This is a genomic window from Alteromonas australica (assembly GCF_000730385.1).
GTDB lineage: Bacteria > Pseudomonadota > Gammaproteobacteria > Enterobacterales > Alteromonadaceae > Alteromonas > Alteromonas australica.
In genome coordinates, this window is the sequence record NZ_CP008849.1 from 2,097,142 (window position 1) to 2,115,433 (window position 18,292).

The window sequence follows — 18,292 nt, forward strand, 5'->3', positions numbered from 1 at the left end:
TAATACATCATTATTCACAGAGGCAAAGCAATGGGATTACTTGTTGACGGTAACTGGGTAGATAAATGGTACAACACCAAAGAAAATGGTGGAAAATTCGAAAGGCAAGCCTCGGAATTTAGGCACAGCATAGGGGAGGGGAACTCTCGTTATTTGCCCGAATCCAATCGCTATCATCTGTATGTTTCTTTAGCTTGTCCATGGGCACACAGAGCCTTGATATTTAGAAAGCTAAAAGGGTTGGAAAATCACATAGACGTATCGGTAGTACATCCTCATATGCTAGAAGCAGGGTGGAAATTTGAACCTTACCCAGGTAGCACTGGCGATAAACTCTATGGTTATGATTATTTACATCAAGTATATACTCTCGAAAAAGACGATATTACTACACGCGTTACCGTGCCTGTTCTATGGGATAAGCACACCAAAACCATCGTCAATAATGAATCGGCGGATATCATACGTATATTTAACCACCGGTTTAATGCTTTAACCCGCAACGAAGACGATTATTACCCTGAGCAACTTTGTGCGCAAATAGATGAAATAAATCATGAGATTTACCACAACGTTAATAATGGGGTATATAAAGCGGGGTTTGCGACTACGCAAGAAGCCTATGAGGATGCGGTAACCTCATTGTTTACCACGCTAGATAATGTTGAAAAAATGCTGAGTAAGTCGAGGTATTTGGTAGGTGATATACTAACCGAGGCCGACTGGCGATTATTTACCACACTAATTCGCTTTGATGCTGTGTATTACAGCCACTTTAAATGTAACGTTAAACGTATCGTTGATTACCCAAATCTCTATGCATACATGTGTGAGCTATATCAAGTTCCCGGTGTGAAAGACACCGTGAATTTCACGCATATAAAGCAGCACTATTATGTTAGCCAAACCACCATCAATCCAACCCAGGTAGTCCCTATTGGGCCAACGCTAAACTTCACGTCAAACCACGGAAGAGAAAAGTACACGAACCGCTAAATTAAATAGCCTATTGACTGACGAATAAATGGCCTGAAACACACACAATTTCAGATTATATGTGTTCAGGCATTGCACCTGATGAAGGCCTTGATTACCATTGGTTGGAGGAATTTAAATGGGAAGTTAATTATCCCAATTTTCGATATTTGCACGTTTGCAGGGAACAGAGACCTTAAATAATGACAAAATCCATCACATGCTTTAAAGCCTATGATATTCGTGGCGAGTTAAACAGCCAACTAAACGAAGAAGTCGCCTATCGAATTGGCTATGCATTTGCACAAGAATTAAGTGCAAGAACCGTTGTAGTAGGAAGCGACGTTCGTTTAACCTCAACGCCTCTAAAGTTAGCGCTAACCGCAGGCCTTATTGATGCAGGTGCAAACGTGACTGATATTGGTATGGCGGGTACGGAAGAAATTTATTTTGCAACCAAGCACCTTGGCGTAGATGGTGGAATTGAAGTTACTGCCAGTCATAACCCAATTAACTACAATGGTATGAAGCTAGTGAAGGCGGGCTCTATCCCCATCAGTGGTGATACGGGGCTGAATGCAATTAAAGAAAAAGCAGAGCTGCTAGATGACCATAGGGTAACAACGCGCTTAGCCCACTATACTCAGCAACAGCCAATTGATGCAGATGCGTTTTTCAACGGAACCGCGCATGTGAAAAAAGACCTGCTAATAGAATCGGGTAGTTACGTAGAAGACTCCTGCATGGAGGCCTATGTGGAGCACATGCTTTCTTACGTTAACTTAGATAACTTCAAACCGCTAAAAATTGTGGTTAATGCAGGCAATGGCGCAGCAGGAAATGCACTGGATGCCATTGAGTCAGAATTAGCGAGTAGAAACATTCCTATTACCTTTATTAAAGTGCACCACGAAGCAGATGGCACTTTCCCAAATGGTATCCCTAACCCTTTATTACCAGAAAACAGAGCCGATACCGCAGATGCAGTAAAAGCCCATAGCGCAGATTTTGGTATTGCATGGGATGGCGATTTCGATCGTTGTTTCTTATTCGACGCCGATGGACAGTTTATTGAAGGCTACTACATTGTAGGCTTACTTGCGGCGGCCTTTATCGCTAAAGACAAAAACAGCAAAATTATTTATGACCCACGGGTTTACTGGAACACCGAAGACATTGTAGAAAATGCTGGCGGAACCCCTATAAAATCTAAAACCGGTCACGCGTTTATTAAAGAACGTATGCGTAAAGAAGACGCGGTGTATGGCGGAGAAATGAGTGCCCACCATTATTTCCGCGATTTTGCATACTGCGACTCAGGCATGATCCCATGGCTGCTGATTGCTGAACTAGTCAGTGTTAAGCAACAGTCCCTGGCTAGCATGGTTAAAGCGCGTATAGAAGCGTTTCCTTCTTCAGGAGAAATCAACAGTAAGCTGAAAGACGCAGATGCGGCGTTAGAGCGTGTGACCAATACCTATAAACCTCAAGCTTCTGTGGTAGATACTACCGATGGTTTAGGGCTGGAGTTTGGTAATTGGCGCTTTAATTTACGCAAGTCTAACACCGAGCCGGTGATTCGCTTGAACGTTGAAAGCAGAGGGGATATCGCATTAATGGAAGAGAAAACAGAAGAATTGTTGGCGGCAATACGGGCTGAATAATTACCTATTTGGTTAAGCAAATGTCAAAAAGCGCTCATTAGGAGCGCTTTTTTTATGAATAATTTAATTCATTACCTACGTCACAATAAAAATCATCCATGCGTGACATAAAACCACCACAGTGGTTAATGCAATGCGTAAGCTAATGTAGTCAACAATGTACGACTTAGGCAGTGATAGGGTGAATTTGTCATAAACTAAAACGCCTACGTAGCATAAAGAAAGAACGCCTAACACTTCAACCCGGTGGCTAAACACTAAACATAACCATCCCACAATAGTCGGAAGCATGGCGATATACATTTGCTTATTGAACGCTTGCTCTTTTATGGCGTCCCACCAATGAACACCCCCAAAAAAAGACAATAGCACCGCAGAGTACTGAATGAAGTACAGTGCACTTTGGGTTAGTGATAGCCAGTTAAAAACATAAGACAAAGGTAAGAAAAGGAAAGGGATTAAGCCTGCTATACCAAGAAAAACGGCAGAATAGGGCATGGGTGACTCCTAATAAAAAATAGCGCCAACAGGCGCTATTTTTACGAAGGTTTGCGAAAACCGTTCAATACTATTTGATCGGTGTATATTTACGCTGATTGTGGCCGGTATAAAGCTGACGAGGACGACCAATTTTTTGTTTAGGGTCGCTCATCATTTCATGCCAGTGTGAAATCCAACCTACTGTACGAGACAGTGCGAATATACACGTAAACATATTGGTAGGAATACCAATCGCTTTAAGCACAATACCTGAGTAGAAATCTACATTAGGGAACAATTTCTTCTCAGCGAAGTACGGGTCATTTAATGCAATTTTTTCAAGTTCCATTGCAACTTCAAGCAATGGATCTTTAACATTAAGTTCGCTTAATACTTCGTGACAGCTTTCACGCATTACTGTCGCGCGCGGATCGTGGTTTTTGTATACACGGTGACCAAAGCCCATCAATCGGAATGGATCAGACTTGTCTTTAGCACGAGCAATAAACTCTGGAATACGATCTACAGTGCCAATCTCTTCAAGCATGTTTAAACATGCTTCGTTTGCGCCACCATGAGCAGGGCCCCATAGTGATGCAACACCCGCAGCAATACATGCATAAGGGTTAGCACCTGAAGAACCAGCCAAACGAACGGTAGACGTTGATGCATTTTGCTCGTGATCAGCATGAAGCGTAAAGATACGATCCATCGCACGTTCAACCGCTGGGCTAATTTGAAATTCTTCTGCGGGTACAGAGAACATCATGTTTAGGAAGTTTGCTGCATAGCTTAAATCGTTACGTGGGTAAACAAACGGCTGGCCGATGTTGTACTTGTAACACATAGCAACAAGGGTAGGCATTTTCGCAATTAAGCGATGTGCACTACGAATACGCTGTTCTTCATTAGAAACGTCTAAATCACTGTGGTAGAACGATGACATTGCACCCACTGTTCCACATAACATCGCCATAGGGTGAGCGTCGTTACGGAAACCATGGAAGAACATATTAATTTGTTCATGCACCATAGTGTGACGAGTAATAGTGTCTTTGAATTCTTCATATTCTTCTTTCGACGGCGCATCGCCGTGTAGAAGCATATGACAAACTTCAAGGTAGTCTGCATCGCGCGCTAGTTCTTCAATTGGGAAACCACGGTGTAGCAATACACCCGCAGAGCCGTCAATGTAAGTAATAGCTGACTCGCAAGATCCTGTCGCCATAAAACCAGGGTCGTAGGTAAAATAACCGTGTTGTCCTAGTGAACGGACATCGATCACATCTTGTCCTTCGGTGCCCGACAAGATAGGAAGCTCGATTTCCTTACCGCCGGCCTTAAGAATGGCTTTCTGATCTGCCATATAATGCTCTCCTCAGAATGGTTCTGTTTGCAGCGAAAACGAACGAAAATGCTCGTCTCGTTGGGAAAAGTGGCGTATTTGTACTTTATTATGCACCATTAAGTCAATTTAATTGCATATATGCGCAATAAATATTCTAGATTACGGTAGCTTATTATCACTACGAAAAGAATACTAAATTGTATTTAATGGAGAACGCACTTATTCCAATCGGGCTAATTATCACGGTCTTTTCACAAAAGGTAAACCACCGTTTGCTAATTTAATTAACACCTTAGTCGAATATTTGGTCAATAAACGGCTGAATTGTCACCGTTCACATTAAAACACCTTAATTTCAACCACTGAACTAGTGTTATTCTACTTTAGTACTGATAAACTCTAGTGCCTTGTAAATAAAGCGGTTCATATCCGTCTTTAGGCGTAAACGGATACACGCAATTTACAGTGCTTATGAAATTTGTGTGAAAAAAGACTAAAGTCTTACAGCACCACAAAAAATTGTAATTATATACTGTGCTGGATATACTCAGCGGTGCTCAAAAACAGAATATTTATTCTGTTAGCGGCATTAAAGAATAATTCACAAATTGTTAACAACTCATTGGATGAGGCAATTAACAGGTAATAAACGAATTCACCTACACAGGACATAATAAGGTGGGTAATTCAATATCCCTACGGATTAAACAGGCATACATTGTGAAAAAGCAAAGACCAGTAAATTTAGAACTCAATACTATTAAATTTCCGCCCTCTGCTATTTCGTCAATTCTCCATCGTGTTACCGGTGTTGCAATGTTCTTCGCGTTACTTTTTGTTATTTGGGCATGGGCAGTTTCTGTTTCTTCGCCTGAAGGTTTCGCGGACGTGCAAGCAATCATGAATGGTTTCCTTGGAAAATTCGTCGCAATTGGCACAGCTTCAGCGCTGACATATCACATTCTAGGCGGCCTAAGACACGTTGTAATGGATTTAGGTCACTGGGAAGAATTAGAGTCGGGTAACCTAAGTGCGAAAGCAGTTATCGCATTATGGATTATACTGACCGTAGTATTGGGAGTTGCACTATGCTAACCAACCAAGCAAGCATGAAGCGTAATGGTGTACAAGATTACGTATCCTTACGTACTACAGCAGCAATTATTTTCGCGTACTCGGTTTTCATGGCGTGGTTCTTTATCACCACCGATAACCTTACCTTTATCGAATGGCGAGGGTTATTCTCTGGCCTAGCTATGAAAGTTTTCACATTGGCAGCATTGATTGCAATTATGATTCACGTACGTATCGGCTTATGGCAGGTACTCACTGATTACGTTAAGTCGTCAGGTTTACGTGCAACGTTGCAATACGTTCTAAACCTTATTGCGTTTGGTTACGTTGCTGTCGGCCTATTTGTACTGTGGGGAGTGTAAGATGAGTTTACCCGTTCACGAGTTTGATGCAGTAGTAATTGGAGCTGGTGGCGCAGGCATGCGTGCAGCACTACAGATTTCGCAATCTGGTAAATCATGTGCACTGTTATCAAAAGTTTTTCCAACCCGTTCTCATACTGTGTCTGCACAGGGTGGTATTACCGTCGCATTAGGTAATTCACACGAAGACAATTGGGAATGGCACATGTACGACACCGTGAAAGGTTCTGATTATATCGGTGACCAAGACGCGATTGAATACATGTGTAAAACTGGCCCAGAAGCGATTATCGAAATGGAGAACATGGGTTTACCCTTCTCACGTTTCGAAAACGGTAAAATTTACCAGCGTCCTTTTGGTGGTCAGTCTAAGAATTTTGGTGGAGAGCAGGGCGCCCGTACTGCGGCAGCCGCTGACCGTACAGGTCATGCACTTCTTCATCTTCTTTACCAACAAAACGTAAAGAACAAAACAAAGGTATTTTCTGAGTGGTATGCCCTCGACCTTGTTAAAAACCAAGATGGCGATGTTGTTGGTTGTACTGCTATCGATATCGAGACAGGTGAAGTGGTTTACTTCAAATCACGCGCTGTTGTGTTAGCAACAGGTGGGGCAGGTCGTATCTATGCGTCTACCACTAATGCACACATTAATACCGGTGACGGTGTGGGCATGGCACTTCGTGCTGGTGTTGCTGTTCAAGATATGGAAATGTGGCAATTCCACCCAACAGGTATTGCTGGCGCAGGGACATTGGTAACAGAAGGTTGTCGTGGTGAAGGTGGTTACCTTCTTAACAAAGACGGCGAACGCTTCATGGAGCGCTATGCGCCAAACGCGAAAGACTTAGCGGGTCGTGACGTTGTTGCTCGTTCAATGATGACTGAAATCCGCGAAGGTCGCGGGTGTGAAGGCCCATGGGGAACTCACCTTAAGCTTAAGCTGGATCACTTAGGTAAAGACGTACTTGAGTCACGCTTACCTGGTATTCTTGAATTATCGCGTACGTTTGCCCACGTCGACCCAGTCAAAGAACCTATTCCGGTTATTCCAACTTGTCACTATATGATGGGTGGTATTCCAACTACCGTTGACGGTCAGTGCTTAACTGTTGATGCCGACGGTAATGACAAAGTTGTTAACGGTTTATTCGCTTGTGGTGAGATTGCATGTGTATCTGTTCATGGTGCAAACCGCCTTGGTGGTAACTCTCTATTAGACCTTGTTGTATTCGGTCGTGCGACTGGTTTACACCTTGGTACTACGCTTTCAGAAATGGCACCAACACGTGATGCTTCTGAGTCAGACTTAGACGCATCTATGACGCGCTTCAATCGTTGGGAAAATTCTGAGAAAGGCAAGGGCGAAGATCCTGTTCAAATTAAGAAAGACTTGCAGCAATGCATGCAGCTTAACTTCTCAGTATTCCGTGAGGGTGACGCCATGGCAGAAGGGCTTAGAGAGCTTAGCGAAATTCGCGAGCGTCTTAAGCATGCGCGCCTTGACGACAAGAGTTCAGACTTTAACACTCAGCGTATAGAGTGTCTTGAACTAGATAACCTTATGGAAACCGCGTACAGCACAGCAGTAGCAGCGAACTTCAGAACGGAAAGCCGTGGCGCTCACAGCCGCTTCGACTTCCCAGATCGTGATGATGAAAACTGGTTATGCCACAGTATTTACGATCCGAACACTGATAAAATGCTCACACGTGATGTCAATATGGCGCCTAAGCTTAGGGAAGCATTCCCGCCTAAAGTGCGTTCATATTAAGAGAGGCAACGATCATGCAAAAAACTTTTTCGATTTATCGTTATAACCCAGAAGTAGACGCTAAGCCTCGCATGCAAGACTACACTCTAGAAGTAGAGGAAGGTCAGGACATGATGGTGCTCGACGCACTACTAGCACTTAAAGAGCAGGATCCGACGCTTTCATTCCGTCGTTCTTGCCGTGAAGGTGTATGTGGTTCAGATGGTGTTAACATGAACGGCAAAAACGGCCTAGCATGTATCACACCATTATCGGCATTGGGTAATGGTAAGGTTGTGGTTCGTCCATTACCGGGTTTACCTGTAGTACGTGACCTTGTCGTAGACATGACACAGTTCTACACTCAATACGAAAAGATTAAGCCATTCTTAATCAACGACCAAAAACAGCCGCCTGCACGAGAACATCTTCAGTCTCCTGAAGAACGTGCTAAGCTTGATGGACTATACGAGTGTATTCTTTGTGCATGTTGTTCTACGTCGTGCCCGTCTTTCTGGTGGAACCCTGATAAATTCATTGGTCCTGCTGGTTTGCTTCACGCTTATCGATTCTTAATTGATAGCCGAGATACGGCCACTGATGAACGTCTTAACGACCTTGATGACGCATTCAGCGTATTCCGCTGCCACGGCATCATGAACTGTGTAAGCGTATGCCCGAAAGGATTGAACCCGACAAAAGCAATTGGACATATTAAGTCTATGCTTTTACAACGGGCTGTTTAGTACCATAATCTGACACGGTAGTGTGACAGATAGCAATGCTCTAAATGGCCATCCGGACGGGATGGCTATTTTTTTTTGTATTCATCGGTATAACACTTGGTTATGTTAAGAATAACCTTATAATAGACACTGATGGTTAATAGAATTTACAAAACGTAGCAAGGCAAATTAAATGCAAGAAAGCGTGATGAAAGCGTGGTGGGATTCCTCGCACATGGCAGGTGCCAACGCTGCCTATGTTGAGGAGTTGTACGAATCGTATCTGGAGGACCCCAAAAGCGTATCCGATACTTGGCGTCAAATCTTTGATAACCTCCCTAAGGTTGAAGGCGTTGAGTTAGAAACCAATCATACAAGTGTTAAAGATCAGTTCAGGAAACTTGCTGCGCTAGGCCCTACAGCCAGAATGTCGAGTGTTCCTGTTGACGGCGCAAGTGTATCAGACGACAGGCAGGTAAAAGTTTTACAGCTTATTAATGCTTATCGTTTCCGCGGCCATCAACACGCTAATCTCGACCCACTCGGTTTATGGAAACAAGAGCGAGTTCGCGATTTAGAGCTTTCTCACCATAGCCTTTCCGAAAAAGATTTTGACAGTGTGTTTAATGTTGGGTCGTTTGCCATTGGTAAAGATTCAATGTCATTAGGCGAACTGTTTAAATCGCTTAATAGAACCTACTGCGGTTCGATTGGTGCAGAATACATGCACATTACTGATACCGACCAAAAGCGTTGGTTACAGCAGAAGATCGAATCAGTGCAAGCCAAACCAGAAATTGCTAAAGAAGAAAAAATTAGCATTCTAAAAGGGTTAACGGCTGCCGATGGTATGGAAAAATACCTGGGTTCTAAGTTCCCTGGTGCAAAACGCTTCTCTCTTGAAGGTGGTGATGCGCTCATCCCAATGCTGAAAGGTTTAATTACCAAGGCTGGGACTGCGGGGACCAAAGAAGTGGTTATAGGTATGGCTCACCGTGGTCGCCTTAACGTACTTGTTAACGTACTTGGTAAAAACCCCTCTGTTTTATTTGATGAGTTCTCGGGCAAGCATGATGATTCTCTTGGTGCTGGTGACGTAAAGTACCACGCAGGTTTCTCGTCTGACTTTGCAACCCCGGGTGGCAATGTGCATTTAGCGCTTGCGTTCAACCCATCACACTTAGAAATCGTTAATCCTGTTGTGATGGGGTCGGTTCGTGCACGTTTGGTACGAAGAGACAACGACACAAATACTGTATTACCTATTACCATTCACGGTGATTCTGCTATTGCTGGTCAGGGTGTTGTACAAGAGACGTTTAACATGTCTCAAACCCGCGGTTTTGCGGTTGGTGGCACGGTTCGTATCGTGGTGAATAACCAAGTTGGTTTTACCACGTCTAAAACAGAAGATACCCGTTCTACTCAATACTGTACTGATATTGCAAAAATGGTACAGGCACCTATATTTCATGTGAATTCCGACGACCCAGAAGCAGTAGCCTTCGTCACTGAATTAGCACTTGAATACAGAAATAAATTCAAGAAAGACGTGGTTATCGATTTAGTTTGCTACCGTCGTCATGGTCATAATGAAGCTGATGAGCCAAACGCAACTCAGCCGCTTATGTACCAAAAGATCAAAAAGCACCCTGTGCCACGAGCGATTTATGCTGATCAGCTTATCGCTGAAGGTATTATTGAGCAACGTGATGCTGACCGTTACTTAGAAGAGTATCGTGCAGCGCTAGATCACGGCGCTTGTGTGGTTGAAGAGTGGCGACCAATGACGGAACACAGCGTAGACTGGACACCGTATTTAGGTCACGACTGGGATACGCCTTATGATGGTTCAGTAAGTGTCGAAAAACTTAAAGAGTTAGGCACGTCTATTACTACCTTCCCAGAAGGTCATAAACTTCAATCTCGGGTTAATAAACTCTATCAAGACCGCAAGGCGATGGTAGCCGGAGAGAAGAAACTTGACTGGGGTATGGCGGAAAACCTTGCCTACGCAACCTTGGTTGATGAAGGCGAAGATATTCGTATTACCGGTCAAGATTCTGGCCGTGGTACTTTCTTCCATCGTCATGCTGTGCTTCACAATCAAGCTGATGCTAGTACCTATATGCCATTGCAGCATATTCGTGAGGGGCAGGGCGAGATTGAAATTTACGACTCGGTTTTGTCTGAAGAAGCGGTAATGGCTTTTGAATACGGTTACGCTACGGCAGAGCCAACTTGCTTAACCATTTGGGAAGCACAGTTTGGTGACTTCGCGAACGGTGCTCAAGTTGTTTTCGACCAATTCTTAAGTTCAGGTGAAGCAAAGTGGGGCCGCTTGTGTGGCTTGACGGTTCTACTTCCACACGGTTATGAAGGCCAAGGGCCGGAGCACAGCTCTGCACGTCTTGAGCGTTTCTTACAAATGTGTGCCGATCACAATTGGCAAGTGTGTGTTCCCTCAACACCTGCTCAAGTTTACAACATGCTTCGTCGTCAAGTGGTTCGCCCTATGCGTAAACCGCTTATCGTCATGTCGCCTAAGTCATTGTTACGTCATCCTCTTGCGGTATCTTCGCTAGAAGAATTAGCGGAAGGTAAATTCCACAATGTTATTGGCGAAATTGATGATATCGACCCGAAAAATGTTAAGCGCGTGGTTATGTGTTCAGGCAAGGTTTATTACGATTTGTTAGACCAACGCCGAAAGAACGAACAAACCGACGTTGCGATTATTCGTCTCGAACAGCTTTATCCATTCCCGCAAGAAGAATGCGCTAAAGTTGTGGCGCAATACAGCCACGTTACCGATTGGGTTTGGTGTCAAGAAGAACCCCAAAACCAAGGTGCTTGGTATTGTAGCCAACACCATTTCTGGCAAGCAATTCCAGATGGTGCCAAATTAACATATGCAGGTCGTGAAGCATCCTCTTCTCCTGCAGTAGGTTATGTTTCCGTTCACAACCAGCAACAAAAAGCCCTGGTTGAAGACGCACTCACTATTAAATAAGGAACAGTAATGACAATTGAGATAAAAGTTCCGGTTCTACCTGAGTCAGTTGCCGATGCCTCCATTGCAACCTGGCACGTAAAAGCCGGTGACGCAGTTAAACGAGACCAGAACCTGGTTGATATTGAAACTGATAAAGTGGTTTTAGAGGTTGTAGCGCCAGCGGACGGTACAATGGGTGAGATCTTAAATGAAGAGGGTGCGACAGTTTTAGGTGAGCAAGTGATTGCTAAATTAGAAGAGGGTGGCGCGGCTGCTCCCGCTAAGTCTAATACTGATAGCGCGAAAAAAGAAGAAACCAAAGAAGCTGCACCAGCGGCTTCAGGAAAAGCGTCAGACGTAAAAGTACCGGTTCTACCAGAATCAGTAGCAGATGCTACGATTGCTACATGGCACGTTGCTGTTGGTGAAGCTGTGTCTCGTGACCAAAATCTCGTTGATATTGAAACAGACAAGGTAGTACTAGAAGTTGTTGCTCCCGCTGACGGTTCATTGTCTGAAATTATTGCAGAAGAAGGCGCAACGGTTACTGCTGAAGAAGTTATCGCAAAATTTGTTGAAGGCGCAGCAGGCGGTGCTTCAGCATCTTCTGATACCGCTGAAGCCGACGAGAGTGATGACAGCAGCGATGCGCTAAGCCCTTCTGTACGTCGTTTGCTTGCCGAAAAAGGTGTTGATGCATCTAAAGTTAAAGGCACGGGTAAAAACGGCCGCATTACTAAAGAAGACGTAGAAAAATACCTTAAAGGTGGCGACAGTGCTGCGAAAGCCGCACCTGCTGCATCTGAAGCTGTTACTGCAGACCTTCCTACTGGCAACCGTACTGAAAAGCGTGTACCAATGACACGTCTTCGTAAGACCATTGCTAATCGTCTACTTGATGCGAAAAACTCTACGGCAATGTTGACCACGTTTAACGAAGTTAACATGAAGCCCATTATGGAACTTCGTAAGCAGTATCAAGAAAGCTTCGAGAAACGCCATGGTATTCGTCTTGGCTTTATGTCTTTCTACGTTAAGGCCGTGACTGAAGCGCTTAAGCGTTTCCCTGAAGTGAATGCGTCTATTGACGGTGATGATATTGTTTATCACAACTACTTCGATATCTCTATCGCGGTATCTACGCCTCGTGGCCTTGTTACGCCAGTACTTAAAGATACTGACACGCTTGGTATGGCAGGGGTAGAAAAAGGAATTAAGGAACTAGCACTTAAAGGTCGTGACGGTAAGCTGTCTATGGCTGAACTACAGGGTGGTAACTTTACTATCACCAACGGTGGTGTGTTTGGTTCACTTATGTCTACGCCAATCATTAACCCGCCGCAAAGCGCAATTTTGGGAATGCATAAAATTCAAGATCGCCCAATGGCAGTTAATGGAAAAGTAGAAATTCTACCAATGATGTACCTAGCGCTTTCTTACGACCACCGTATTGTGGACGGTAAAGAATCTGTCGGTTTCTTGGTAACAGTTAAAGAGATGCTTGAAGATCCTACTCGTCTATTGCTAGACGTGTAAGGCTTTCGTCTCACGTTATTGTGGTGAGATGCTAAGCTTGTTTAGGCAAGCTTAGCGTTCCACGCAACGCTGATATTTGCCCTATAATATCAGTCAAACTAATCAAGTCGCGAAAGCGGCTTTTGTCTTAAAAAAAAATCGGATAGAAACACCATGAATTTGCATGAATACCAAGGTAAGCAGCTATTCAAAGAATACGGTTTGCCTGTTTCTGAAGGATACGCAGCAGACACTGCTCAAGGTGCTGTAGAAGCCGCTGATAAAATTGGCGGAGAAGAGTGGGTAGTTAAGTGTCAGGTACACGCGGGCGGTCGCGGTAAAGCTGGCGGTGTTAAGCTAGTTAAAGATAAAGACGCGATTAAAGCTTTCGCTGAAAACTGGCTCGGCAAAAATTTGGTGACGTTTCAGACTGACGAAAATGGTCAGCCTGTAAGCAAAATCTTAGTTGAATCTTGCACAGATATCGCTAACGAGCTTTACCTTGGTGCAGTAGTTGACCGTACAACCCGTCGCGTTGTATTTATGGCTTCTACTGAAGGTGGCGTAGAGATTGAAACGGTTGCAGAAGAAACCCCAGAGAAGATCCTTAAAGCTGAAATCGACCCAATTGTAGGTCCTCAGCCTTACCAAGCACGCGAAATGGCGTTTAAACTTGGTCTTACTGGCGTTCAAATCAAGCAGTTCACCAAGATTTTCCTTGGCCTAGCTAAGATGTTTGAAGATCTTGATATTGCCCTTATCGAAATTAACCCTCTTGTTATTAAAGAAGACGGTGACCTTCACTGTCTTGATGCTAAGCTAGCTATTGACGGCAACGCGTTGTATCGTCAACCTAAAGTTAAAGCAATGCAAGATCCTTCTCAAGAAGACGAACGTGAAGCGCATGCTGCTCAGTTCGAGCTTAACTATGTTGCTCTTGACGGTAACGTAGGTTGTATGGTTAACGGTGCCGGCCTAGCAATGGGTACAATGGACATCGTAAACCTACACGGTGGCAAGCCAGCTAACTTCTTAGATGTTGGTGGTGGCGCAACAAAAGAACGTGTTGCAGAGGCATTCAAAATCATCCTATCTGACGACAACGTTAAAGCTGTTTTAGTTAACATCTTCGGCGGTATCGTTCGTTGTGACATGATTGCTGAAGGTATCATTGGCGCAGTTAAAGAAGTTGGCGTTAGTGTTCCTGTTGTTGTACGTCTTGAAGGTACAAACGCAGAGCTTGGCCGTGAAGTTCTAGCGAACTCAGGTCTAGATATCATTGCTGCTGAGTCGCTAACTGATGCAGCTGAGAAAGTTGTTGCTGCTGCGGAGGGCAAATAATGTCTGTATTAATTAACAAAGATACCAAAGTAATCTGTCAAGGTTTCACTGGTGGTCAAGGTACTTTCCACTCTGAGCAAGCTATTGCTTACGGTACGCAAATGGTTGGTGGTGTTACACCAGGCAAAGGCGGCACTGAGCACTTAGGTCTTCCAGTATTCAATACAGTACGTGAAGCGGTAGAAGCTACCGGCGCAACAGCAACGGTTATCTACGTACCAGCTGCGTTCTGTAAAGATTCAATTGTTGAAGCTGCTGATGCTGGCATCGAGCTTATCGTTTGTATCACTGAAGGTATTCCTACGCTAGATATGCTTTACGTTAAAGAATACGTAAATGCTAAAGGCGTTCGCATGATTGGTCCTAACTGCCCAGGTGTTATTACTCCTGGAGAGTGTAAGATTGGTATCATGCCTGGTCATATCCATAAGCCTGGTAAAGTAGGTATTGTTTCTCGCTCTGGTACGCTGACGTACGAAGCCGTTAAGCAAACTACTGACGAAGGTTTTGGCCAGTCTAGCTGTGTTGGTATCGGTGGTGATCCTATCCCAGGTTCTAACTTCATTGATATTCTTCAGTTGTTCCAAGACGATCCACAAACTGAAGCTATCGTTATGATTGGTGAAATTGGTGGTACCGCAGAGGAAGAAGCTGCTGAATTCATCAAAGCTAACGTCACTAAGCCGGTTGTGTCTTACATCGCAGGTGTTACAGCACCTCCGGGTAAGCGTATGGGTCATGCTGGTGCAATCATCGCAGGCGGTAAAGGTACTGCTGATGAGAAATTTAAAGCACTAGAAGATGCAGGCGTTAAAACGGTACGTTCACTTGCTGAAATCGGCAAAGCGCTTCGCGAAACTACAGGTTGGTAAGCTAACGCTTATTGATGAATTTAAAAGCCCGCTTTTAGCGGGCTTTTTTGTATCTCAAATTTATTATTGCTTCGGTTTGATGTAACAAAATTACTACATCCTGATCAGTAAGGCCTCATTTTCTCGCCATATGTAGTTAAATTACCTCATTAAATACAAACGCTTTGTTAATGCAGTGTTGCATAAATTTTATTGAATACGTATGCAGGCAATTGTGCATTCAACGTGTCCTCTATAGCATTATGCCGACAATGTTTATTGTCATTTAATTGTCATAACAATAACAAAAAGACAACAACTATAACCGTATGGGACACCCGTTTTATGAAACAATTCAAACCCAATCTCATTAAAGCTGCGCTTATTTCTGGCGGTGTAGCCTTTGTAAGCACACCGACGTTCGCACAAGAAAGCAACAGCGATTCTATTGATGAAAGTAATGTTGAAGTTATTCAAGTAAGTGGTATCCGAGGTAGCTTGCAACGTGCCCAAGCAATTAAGATGGACAACACGTCAATTGTAGAAGCCTTGTCAGCAGAAGATATTGGTAAATTGCCTGATACCAGTATAGCCGAATCTATCGCACGACTACCTGGCGTTACGGGTGAGCGTAGAAACGGGCGTACGAGTGGTATCTCTGTACGTGGTTTTAATGAAAACTACGTAGGTACGTCATTAAATGGTCGCGAATTACTGGGAATGGGCGACAACCGTGGCGTTGAGTTCGACCTTTACCCAACGGAAATTATTTCAAATATTCTGGTATACAAAACGCCAGAAGCCGGTATGACCACGCAGAACATTGGTGGTTCTATTGATCTTCAAACCGTTAAGCCTCTCTCGGCGGAAAGTACATTTACGGTAAACGGTAGCTTTGAAAAAAATGCAGAAGACTCACCAAACCCAGATTTCGACAATTCGGGCCACCGTGTGTCAGTTAACTACGTTGATCAGTTTGCCGATGACACATTAGGTTTAGCGTTAACCGTAGCGACTATGGAATCACCAAGACAAGAACAGCACTTTCGTGGTTGGGGCTATGCTGATGTTAACTTAGCTGCAGAAAATACATTTAATGATGATGGCGATCCTGTTTGGAACCCTCGCCGTTACGATGGTCAAGATACGGTAAACGTTCCTGAAGGTACTGTTGTGCTTGGCGGACACGATTCGTTCCAACGTTCTGCAATGTTAGAACGTGATTCAATTGCTGCGGTAGTTGAATGGGCGCCTACGGAAAAACTTAATATACAACTTGATGCACTATATATCGATTTCGTTGAAGACGATGTTCGACGTGGCCTTGAGGAAGGTGGTGCAGAGTGGGGCACAAGTGCTTACACAGTCACTGGTGTTGAAGACGGTTTGGTGACCTCTGGTTACACCGATGGCTTTTATTCTGTTGTACGTAATGACGCAAGGCGTCAGGAAGCTGATTTAACCACCATAGGGATAAACGCCGAGTATCAAATTAACGACTCTTGGAGCGTAGAGCTTGATTATTCTACTGGATCAGTAGAGAAAGAAATTATTGATGTCGAGAGTTACTCAGGTGTGGGTCGTGCTGGTACAGATGGTCGTTCTTTGTCGGCGCGAAGCTGGGAAATGACGTCTACGGGCGTTATGTATTCAGACCACCCAACGGCTGATGCCGTAGACCTTACCGACCCTACTCTTATTCGTTTAGCTGGACCACAAGCATGGGGCGCGCGTCCTCTTCTTGAATCTGATGCGCAAGATGGCTTTGTGAATCAACCTCTGTTTGAAGAAGACCTAGACACAATACGTCTCGACCTCAAAGGCTATGTAGAGTGGGGAATCGTCACCGGCGTTTCTACAGGTATCGTTTACTCTGACAGAAGTAAGTCAAAAGACAATAACGGCGCTTACTTAACGGCGCCTTCTTACCCTGATGATGCAGCGATTCCTGATGTTCTTGGCGTAGTAAATTTAGATTTCATCGGTATAGACGGTATTTTGGCTTATGATTCTTTAGGCCTTTATGAGAGCGGATACTACATTGAAAGTGACGCTAGCCGTGTTCAAAACGATCGCTTGGGTGATACCTACACCGTTGATGAAGAACTTATTACGCTTTATTCTAAATTCGATTTAGAGATGGAATTAGGTGACGTTTGGGTTCGTGGTAACGTTGGCGTTCAGGTCGTTAAGGCAGATCAGCAATCTACAGGCTTCTCTACCACTTCTGATGCTGATGGCTACACCATCGCAACGCCAGTGACCGGTGGCGCAGATTACACAGATGTATTACCTACTTTAAACCTTTCAGCCGAAGTTGCTGACAATCAATTCGTTCGCTTAGGTTTAAGCAAGGTGATTTCTCGCCCTCGTATGGACGACATGCGTCCAAATACACAGGTAACGTTTTCATTCAATGACAATCAAATTACCAGTTCTGATATAGAAAATGGCCCTTGGGGCGGCAGTGCAGGTAACCCAGATTTACGTCCACTTGAAGCGAATCAGTTTGATTTAGCCTACGAGAACTACTTTGCAGACTCCGGATATGTGGCGGTGTCATTCTTCTTTAAAGATATAAAGAATTGGCATAGAGATACGTCGATAATCGCTGATTTCTCTGATTACTACGTTCCTGATTTGCATCAAGGTTCTGAAGGACAGGTGCCTGTGTTGTTTACTGGCCAAGTAAGCAGTGTTCTTGATGGGTTTGAAGGATTTGTGCGCGGGTACGAGCTACAAGGCTCACTACCATTTGATATTATCCATGATTCACTAGAAGGGTTTGGTTTGTTTGCCAGTGCCACTTTTATGGATGGTGAGGTAGACCCAGCGCCAGGCCAAACGGAAACGCGTATTCCTGGTTTATCTGAAGAGTCTTATAGCATGACATTCTTCTATGAAAACAAAGGGTTTGAATTCCGTTTAGCAGCAACTAAACGTGACCAATACCTTACCGAAGAGCGAGGTACAAGCCTTGCGCTTGTTGATGCAACTAAACAAGGTGGTACCTTGGTTGATGCTCAAATTGGCTATGACTTTAGTGAATCAGGTATTGATTACCTGGATGGTTTGCGTGTAACGCTACAAGCCCAAAACCTAACAGATGAAGATGATATTCAAGCATCTAGCACCGATCCACGTCAAATTACACAGTTCCAGTCTTATGGAACCAACTATTTACTAGGGTTTAACTACAAGTTCTAACT

General features: G+C 44.1%; 13 protein-coding genes. 11 read left to right on the forward strand and 2 right to left on the reverse strand.

Going from position 1 to position 18,292, the window contains the following annotated elements:
* Positions 1–30: 30 nt before the first annotated feature.
* Both EP13_RS09290 and EP13_RS09295 read left to right on the forward strand, forming a co-directional pair.
* The gene (locus EP13_RS09290) at positions 31–996 is read left to right on the forward strand and encodes a glutathione S-transferase family protein (protein ID WP_044057048.1); all 966 of its coding nucleotides are present in this window, start codon (positions 31–33) and stop codon (positions 994–996) included.
* Positions 997–1,178: 182 nt separating this feature from the next.
* Complete coding sequence (locus EP13_RS09295; protein ID WP_044057049.1) at positions 1,179–2,639, forward strand: phosphohexomutase domain-containing protein; 1,461 nt, start codon at positions 1,179–1,181, stop codon at positions 2,637–2,639.
* A gap of 75 nt (positions 2,640–2,714) precedes the next feature.
* Here the strand turns inward: EP13_RS09295 and EP13_RS09300 are convergent, their stop codons facing one another.
* Both EP13_RS09300 and EP13_RS09305 read right to left on the reverse strand, forming a co-directional pair.
* Positions 2,715–3,137, reverse strand: coding sequence for a DUF3429 domain-containing protein (locus EP13_RS09300; RefSeq protein ID WP_044057050.1), 423 nt, complete (start codon positions 3,135–3,137; stop codon positions 2,715–2,717).
* A gap of 70 nt (positions 3,138–3,207) precedes the next feature.
* Positions 3,208–4,485 (reverse strand): citrate synthase, encoded by a 1,278-nt coding sequence (locus EP13_RS09305; RefSeq protein WP_044057051.1) that lies wholly within the window; start codon positions 4,483–4,485, stop codon positions 3,208–3,210.
* Positions 4,486–5,187: 702 nt separating this feature from the next.
* On the opposite strand from EP13_RS09305, the gene sdhC reads away from it, so the two are divergent.
* The 9 genes from sdhC to EP13_RS09350 all read left to right on the forward strand — a co-directional run bounded on the left by sdhC (position 5,188) and on the right by EP13_RS09350 (position 18,290).
* Positions 5,188–5,562 (forward strand): succinate dehydrogenase, cytochrome b556 subunit, encoded by a 375-nt coding sequence (gene sdhC / locus EP13_RS09310; protein ID WP_044057052.1) that lies wholly within the window; start codon positions 5,188–5,190, stop codon positions 5,560–5,562.
* Positions 5,556–5,903, forward strand: coding sequence for a succinate dehydrogenase, hydrophobic membrane anchor protein (gene sdhD, locus EP13_RS09315; RefSeq protein WP_044057053.1), 348 nt, complete (start codon positions 5,556–5,558; stop codon positions 5,901–5,903). The genes sdhC and sdhD overlap by 7 nt, the downstream gene beginning before the upstream one ends.
* Position 5,904: 1 nt before the next feature.
* Positions 5,905–7,677, forward strand: coding sequence for a succinate dehydrogenase flavoprotein subunit (gene sdhA / locus EP13_RS09320; RefSeq protein WP_044057054.1), 1,773 nt, complete (start codon positions 5,905–5,907; stop codon positions 7,675–7,677).
* Between the two features lie 14 nt (positions 7,678–7,691).
* Positions 7,692–8,402 (forward strand): succinate dehydrogenase iron-sulfur subunit, encoded by a 711-nt coding sequence (locus tag EP13_RS09325; protein ID WP_044057055.1) that lies wholly within the window; start codon positions 7,692–7,694, stop codon positions 8,400–8,402.
* Between the two features lie 172 nt (positions 8,403–8,574).
* A complete protein-coding gene (gene sucA / locus EP13_RS09330) occupies positions 8,575–11,394 on the forward strand; it encodes a 2-oxoglutarate dehydrogenase E1 component (RefSeq protein WP_044057056.1) in 2,820 nt (939 codons plus the stop codon).
* A gap of 9 nt (positions 11,395–11,403) precedes the next feature.
* The gene (gene odhB, locus EP13_RS09335) at positions 11,404–12,912 is read left to right on the forward strand and encodes a 2-oxoglutarate dehydrogenase complex dihydrolipoyllysine-residue succinyltransferase (RefSeq protein WP_044057057.1); all 1,509 of its coding nucleotides are present in this window, start codon (positions 11,404–11,406) and stop codon (positions 12,910–12,912) included.
* Positions 12,913–13,065: 153 nt separating this feature from the next.
* Positions 13,066–14,232: an ADP-forming succinate--CoA ligase subunit beta gene (sucC, locus tag EP13_RS09340; protein WP_044057058.1), complete on the forward strand. Its 1,167-nt coding sequence runs from the start codon at positions 13,066–13,068 to the stop codon at positions 14,230–14,232.
* A complete protein-coding gene (gene sucD, locus EP13_RS09345; protein WP_044057059.1) occupies positions 14,232–15,104 on the forward strand; it encodes a succinate--CoA ligase subunit alpha in 873 nt (290 codons plus the stop codon). Before sucC ends, sucD begins: the two co-directional genes overlap by 1 nt.
* 324 nt (positions 15,105–15,428) lie before the next feature.
* A complete protein-coding gene (locus EP13_RS09350) occupies positions 15,429–18,290 on the forward strand; it encodes a TonB-dependent receptor (RefSeq protein WP_044057060.1) in 2,862 nt (953 codons plus the stop codon).
* Positions 18,291–18,292 lie beyond the last annotated feature (2 nt).

Excerpts from the sequence above, each read along its gene's own strand:
- EP13_RS09305 (WP_044057051.1), bottom strand. The coding sequence starts at position 4,485 with ATGGCAGATCAGAAAGCCATTCTTAAGGCCGGCGGTAAGGAAATCGAG.
- EP13_RS09325 (WP_044057055.1), top strand. The coding sequence starts at position 7,692 with ATGCAAAAAACTTTTTCGATTTATCGTTATAACCCAGAAGTAGACGCT.
- odhB (WP_044057057.1), top strand. The coding sequence starts at position 11,404 with ATGACAATTGAGATAAAAGTTCCGGTTCTACCTGAGTCAGTTGCCGAT.
- sucC (WP_044057058.1), top strand. The coding sequence starts at position 13,066 with ATGAATTTGCATGAATACCAAGGTAAGCAGCTATTCAAAGAATACGGT.
- sdhA (WP_044057054.1), top strand. The coding sequence starts at position 5,905 with ATGAGTTTACCCGTTCACGAGTTTGATGCAGTAGTAATTGGAGCTGGT.
- EP13_RS09295 (WP_044057049.1), top strand. The coding sequence starts at position 1,179 with ATGACAAAATCCATCACATGCTTTAAAGCCTATGATATTCGTGGCGAG.
- EP13_RS09300 (WP_044057050.1), bottom strand. The coding sequence starts at position 3,137 with ATGCCCTATTCTGCCGTTTTTCTTGGTATAGCAGGCTTAATCCCTTTC.
- EP13_RS09350 (WP_044057060.1), top strand. The coding sequence starts at position 15,429 with ATGAAACAATTCAAACCCAATCTCATTAAAGCTGCGCTTATTTCTGGC.
- sucD (WP_044057059.1), top strand. The coding sequence starts at position 14,232 with ATGTCTGTATTAATTAACAAAGATACCAAAGTAATCTGTCAAGGTTTC.
- EP13_RS09290 (WP_044057048.1), top strand. The coding sequence starts at position 31 with ATGGGATTACTTGTTGACGGTAACTGGGTAGATAAATGGTACAACACC.
- sucA (WP_044057056.1), top strand. The coding sequence starts at position 8,575 with ATGCAAGAAAGCGTGATGAAAGCGTGGTGGGATTCCTCGCACATGGCA.
- sdhD (WP_044057053.1), top strand. The coding sequence starts at position 5,556 with ATGCTAACCAACCAAGCAAGCATGAAGCGTAATGGTGTACAAGATTAC.